General features: G+C 69.6%; 4 protein-coding genes. 3 read left to right on the top strand and 1 reads right to left on the bottom strand.

Going from position 1 to position 5,055, the window contains the following annotated elements:
• Positions 1 to 2,787, bottom strand: a 2,787-nt coding sequence (locus EQG76_RS14945) for a two-partner secretion domain-containing protein (RefSeq protein ID WP_159714834.1), incomplete at its 3' end; no start/stop codon positions are given.
• Positions 2,788 to 2,894: 107 nt separating this feature from the next.
• Between EQG76_RS14945 and EQG76_RS14940 the strand changes: the two genes are divergently transcribed.
• The 3 genes from EQG76_RS14940 to EQG76_RS14930 form a co-directional block, all read left to right on the top strand.
• A complete protein-coding gene (locus tag EQG76_RS14940; protein WP_235031379.1) occupies positions 2,895 to 3,767 on the top strand; it encodes a BtpA/SgcQ family protein in 873 nt (290 codons plus the stop codon).
• Complete coding sequence (locus EQG76_RS14935) at positions 3,764 to 4,621, top strand: PfkB family carbohydrate kinase (RefSeq protein ID WP_159714832.1); 858 nt, start codon at positions 3,764 to 3,766, stop codon at positions 4,619 to 4,621. Before EQG76_RS14940 ends, EQG76_RS14935 begins: the two co-directional genes overlap by 4 nt.
• Positions 4,618 to 5,055: LacI family DNA-binding transcriptional regulator (locus tag EQG76_RS14930; protein WP_159714830.1), on the top strand; the 438-nt coding region annotated here is incomplete at its 3' end. The genes EQG76_RS14935 and EQG76_RS14930, both read left to right, overlap by 4 nt.

The raw sequence follows: 5,055 nt of genomic DNA, 5'->3' as shown, positions 1-5,055 counted from the left end.
CGCCTGGGCCTTGCTGCCCAGCGGCCGCCGCGGGTCGAACGCATCCTCGCCGCCCCGCACCGCGCCCACTACCAGGCTGGAAGCCACCTCGCGGGCATCGCAGGAGGTCGCGAGCAGCCGGTCGGCCGGTGCTACCTGGGCATCCAGTCCGGCAAAGCTGGAGACGATGTCGGTCTGCGGCGAGGTGGTGGCGACCGTGCCGGCATTACCCTGCCGCGCCGAGGCGTCGATCTGGCCGGGCCGGGCGATCAGGCCCTCCGTGGCGATCCGGATCGTGCCGCCGTCACCCACGTTGGGGGCGCTGGCGGCGATGCCGGAGGTGGCGTCGAGGACCACGGCGTTGGTACGGCTATCTCCGGTACCGCCGATGATGATCGCACCTGCTTGCTCACCTTCCTGCCCGCCGAGGATCGCGGTCAGGATTGCGGCCTCGTTCTCCAGTATGAGGCGCTGACCGGCTTCGATGCTGATCTGGCCGCCGGACGAGCCGAGCGAGCCGGTGGAGATTACTCCCTCATCCAGCCGAACCTCGTTTGCCGCCCGTACCAGGATCGAACCGGCGTTGCCGCTTCCAATCGATTCGGCATCGATGCGGGCGCCATTGGCCACTTCAACGTCGCTGGCGCTGATCTCGACGGAACCTGCATCACCACTGCCTGCCGTCGACGTGATCAGGACAGCCCCCTGATCCAGCACGAGGCGGCCCGCTACGATCGTGATGTTGCCGCCGTTTCGACCGTTGGTGGTGATGGAATTGACCAATGCACCACCAGAGATCGTGACTTGGTCGCCTGCCCGGATGTCGACCGAACCGGCAGCGCCATCGCCGCCGATATTCTCCGTGTCGATCCGCGCGCCGCTGTCGAGTGTGATCTCGCGGGCGTTGAGCTGCACGGAGCCGGCGTTCCCGCTGCCCGACGTGATCGCGAGCAAGATGCCTTCCTGGTCGAGCCTGATGCTGTCGGCGGAGATCGTCAGGCTGCCGGCATTGCCGGCGCCTGTCGTCGAGGTAACCAATCCGGCACCTCCAACGGCGACGTTCTTTCCCGTGACCGCGATGTTTCCGCCGCTTCTGGCATTCGTCGTGAGCGTCCGTATCACTGCGCCATCGGTGAACGCCTGATCGTCCGCACGAATGACGATAGAGCCGGCACCCCCGGTGCTGCCGGTGTTCTGTGCTTCGATCAATGTGCCGGTACCGAGCGTCAGTCGCTTGGCGTCGATTTGGACTGAGCCGGCGTCACCGCTGCCGATCGACGAAGTGAGCAGCTGCGCGCCTCGGTCCATGCTCACACTGTCGGCGGCAATGGTGACGAAGCCCGAATTGCCCTCGGCCAGCGTCGAGGTGACCACCCTGGCTCCCTGATCCAGGGTGACGCTCCTGGCACGGACGTCGATGTCGCCGCCGTTCTTGGTGTTCGAGGTGAGGGAGTTGAGCCGGGAATCGCCGGTGATCCTCACCTGCCCGTCCGCCTGAATGACGACCGATCCGGCCGCCCCGTTTCCCGTGAAGTTGAAGGTTGCAATACCGGCATCCGTCATGACCAGATCGCCGACGTTGAGGACGACGTTGCCGGCATCCATGTCGGTCGACGTGATGCTCGTGACGCTGGCGCCATCGGTCATGGTCAGCTGGTCGCGCGCCGTGATGCTGGTGAGGCCGCTCGCTCCGCCGGTGCCGGGGCCCTCGACGGAAGGGCTGCCGACCTGCGCCCCGTTGGTGAGGAGGATGCGGTCGGCCACGACCGTCACGTCGCCAGCGGCACCGCCGATGGTCGGGGTGCTGATCATGCCCCCGCCGTCGACCGTCAGCTCGTTGGCCACGACCTTCAGATAGGGTGAGCCACCCGCGCCGGCAGCACTTGTCCCGAGCAGGCCAAGTTCACTGCTTCCCCGGATGGTGATCGTTTCTCCCGCCACTTCCATGCCCATGGTTTCAGCTGCCGGATCGCCAGCCGGAAGAAGCGAGACAGCAAGCAGGTTACCCCGATCAAGAACGAGCTCGCCGCCCTCGATCCGGACGTTCGATCCTGCGGACAGCAGTGCAGCAATGATCTGCACGCCGCTGAGCGTGATGGAGCCATCGCGCGCCGTGGCAGTCGGGGCATCCAGCGGCACCTCACCCGCGCCTTCCTGTGCCGCGACCAGCAGCTGGCCGACGGCATTGATCGTCGTGCCTCTGACCGACACCGCGCCGCCGGTCAGGGAGACCTTGCCGAGGAACCGTTCGGCGGGACTGGCAAGACTGGATGCCTCCACCGACAGCTTGCCGATCGGCCCGCCGAGAAATCCGAAGGACCGTGGATCTGCTGCCGTGAGCGTGCTGCCCGCCACGTCTCGGGCGCTGAACTTGCCGCCGTCCTCCAAGCGCAGTTCGTCGGCCGTCGACAGGTGCAGCGCGCCAGGAACGTCGATGGTGGCGTCCTTGCCGACCACCAGTCCGTTGGGATTGAGCAGCCAGAATGCGGCATCCGGCACCGCGGACCGCAAGGTCCCGTGGATCTGCGAGACGTCCGGTCCGGTCACCCGGCTGATCACGTTGTTCAGGCCGGTCGGCCCCTCGAACCTCACCATATCGCCCTTGGGTACGCCGAACTTCTCGAAGCTGTGGAACAGGTTGCCGCCGCGGGTGGCACCCATGTCGGGGGTGATGCGCACCTCCTGGCCGTTCAGGGTGAGCCGGCCGCGGCTGCCGACCGAGCCGTCGAGCACCACCTCAGCCTCGGCGCCGGCAAGCGGCACCAGGAGCACGGCCAAGCAGGGGAAGAGGGGGAGGATCGGGCGCATGCGGACCTTCGCGGCGGGACCATGCCACGCCAGCACGCTAGGCCCATTCACCGGGTCGTCCAAGTCGCAGGACGCCACGGTCGCACGATGCTAGGAGATGCGTCTGCATGAACCGTTTCAATTCAGGCCTGCCCATGTCCAGCACTCCCGTCGTCCGGCCGCGTGCCCATGCCCTGAAGGACCTGTTCGGCCGCCAGGGCGGGGTGGTGATCGGCGTCGTGCATCTCCTGCCGCTGCCGGGCGCGCCCGAGCATGATGGCGAGCCGGTGAGTGCCGTCTACGAGCGGGCGGTACGCGACGCACAAGCCTATGCCGAGGGCGGCGTGGACGGGCTGATCGTCGAGAACCACGGCGACATCCCCTTTCTCAAGCCGGACCGGATCGGGCCGGAAACGGCGGCCTGCATGGCGGTCGCCACCGAACGGGTGATCCATACCGCCGGCCTGCCGACCGGGATCAACGTCCTGGCCAATGCCGCCGAGGTGGCGCTGGCGGTGGCGGTGGCCAGCGGTGCGGCCTTCGTGCGCGTCAACCAGTGGGCCAACGCCTATGTTGCCAACGAGGGGATCATCGAGGGCCCGGCGGCGGCGGCATTGCGCTACCGCAAGGCCCTGTCCGCCACCGGCATTCGGATCTTCGCCGACAGCCACGTCAAGCACGGCGCCCACGCGATTACCGCCGACCGCTCGGTGGCGGAGCTCACCCGCGACCTGGAATGGTCGGGGGCGGACGTGGTGATCGCCACCGGCCAGCGTACCGGCGATGCCGCTGCCAAGTCGGAGATCGCCGAGATCCGGGGTGCCACCAGCTTGCCGGTGCTCACCGGCTCGGGCGCCACGATCGCCAATATCGGCAACATCCTGCGCCATGCCAGCGGTGCCATCGTGGCGAGCTCGCTCAAGCGCGACGGTGTGTGGTGGAACGAGGTGGAGGTCGACCGCGTGCGGGCGCTGATGGCCGAGGCGGCCAGGCACCGATGACGCGGCTCCTGGTCCTGGGCAATGCCGCACTGGACCTGGCACTCCGCTTGCCCCGGCTGCCGCTGCCGGGGGAAACGCTCCTGGCCGACGGCCAGACGGGTGATGTCGGCGGCAAAGGCGTGAACCAGGCGGTGGCGGCACGACGCTGCGGCGTGCCGGTGCGGCTCGCCACGGCCCTTGGCGCCGATGCCGAGGGCCAGCGGATCCGGGCAGCGCTGGCCGCGGAGGGCCTAGCGGTAGAGGTTCTGCGGAGCGTCGATGCACCCACCGACCGCTCGCTCGTGCTGGTCGGCGCCGACGGGCAGAACATGATTGTGACCACGGCGGGTCAGGCGCGCGGCGTCGATGCCGCGGCGGCCGGGGCGGCCTGCGCTGGCCTGGCGCCGGGCGACTTCCTCCTGGTCCAGGGCAACCTGCCGGCCGATGCCACCAGGGCAGCACTCGCCACAGCACGGCAGCGGGGTGCCAGGACACTCGTCAACCCGTCGCCGCTCTGGTTCGACTGGGCGCCGCTCCTGGCGGGTGTCGACCTCGTGCTGGTCAACGAGCCCGAGGCGGCCATGCTCGACCTGGGGCCGGCCGGTGCGGTGGTGGTCACGTGCGGTGCCGACGGCGCGGTGCTGCGGGATCGCCAGGGGCGTCAGGACGAGGTCGCCGCCCCGGTGGTCCGGGCGGTCGACACGACCGGGGCGGGCGACGTGCTGGCGGGCGTGCTGGCTGCAGGCTTGTGCCTGGGCATGACGCCGCTCTCGGCACTGCGCTGGGGCGTGGCTGCCGCAAGCCTGAAGGTCGGCCGGCAGGGCACGCTGCGCGCCTTTCCCGACTCCGCCGAGCTCCGGAGGCTGCGGCCGTGAGCCGCCGCGCCACCATCCGCGATGTCGCGATGGCGGCCGGCGTCTCGATCGGCACGGTCAGCAACGTGCTAACGGGCGCCAGACCGGTCGCCGCCTCGACCCGCACCGCGATCGAGGCGGCGATCGAGCGGCTCGGCTATGCGCCGGACCAGGCAGGGCGGGTGCTGAACAGCCGGCGTCGGCGCGGCCCTCCGGCACCGCCGCCCGGCATGCCGCGCCTGACCACGGTCGGCTATCTGTGCGCCGACCTGACGGCACGGCTGGAGGTGCTGCCCCGTGCCGACGAGCGGGCCCAGGCGCGCGTGATCGAGGAGACGCTGGGCGGTGCCGCGGCCAATGTCGCGGCGGTCGCGGCCGGGCTCGGGCCGCCGCTGGCGGTCTGGACGGAGCTGATGACGCGCCTTGGCGTCGATGCCCACAGCGACTGGGCGGCC

The organism is Geminicoccus flavidas, from assembly GCF_009806515.1.
GTDB classification, from domain to species: domain Bacteria; phylum Pseudomonadota; class Alphaproteobacteria; order Geminicoccales; family Geminicoccaceae; genus Geminicoccus; species Geminicoccus flavidus.
Note: the sequence above shows the minus strand (reverse complement) of the source record. Positions and strands in the feature narration are given on the sequence as shown.

What these genes read in the sequence shown, in the direction of transcription:
- EQG76_RS14940 (WP_235031379.1), top strand. Translation starts at nt 2,895, where the DNA reads ATGAACCGTTTCAATTCAGGCCTGCCCATGTCCAGCACTCCCGTCGTC.
- EQG76_RS14935 (WP_159714832.1), top strand. Translation starts at nt 3,764, where the DNA reads ATGACGCGGCTCCTGGTCCTGGGCAATGCCGCACTGGACCTGGCACTC.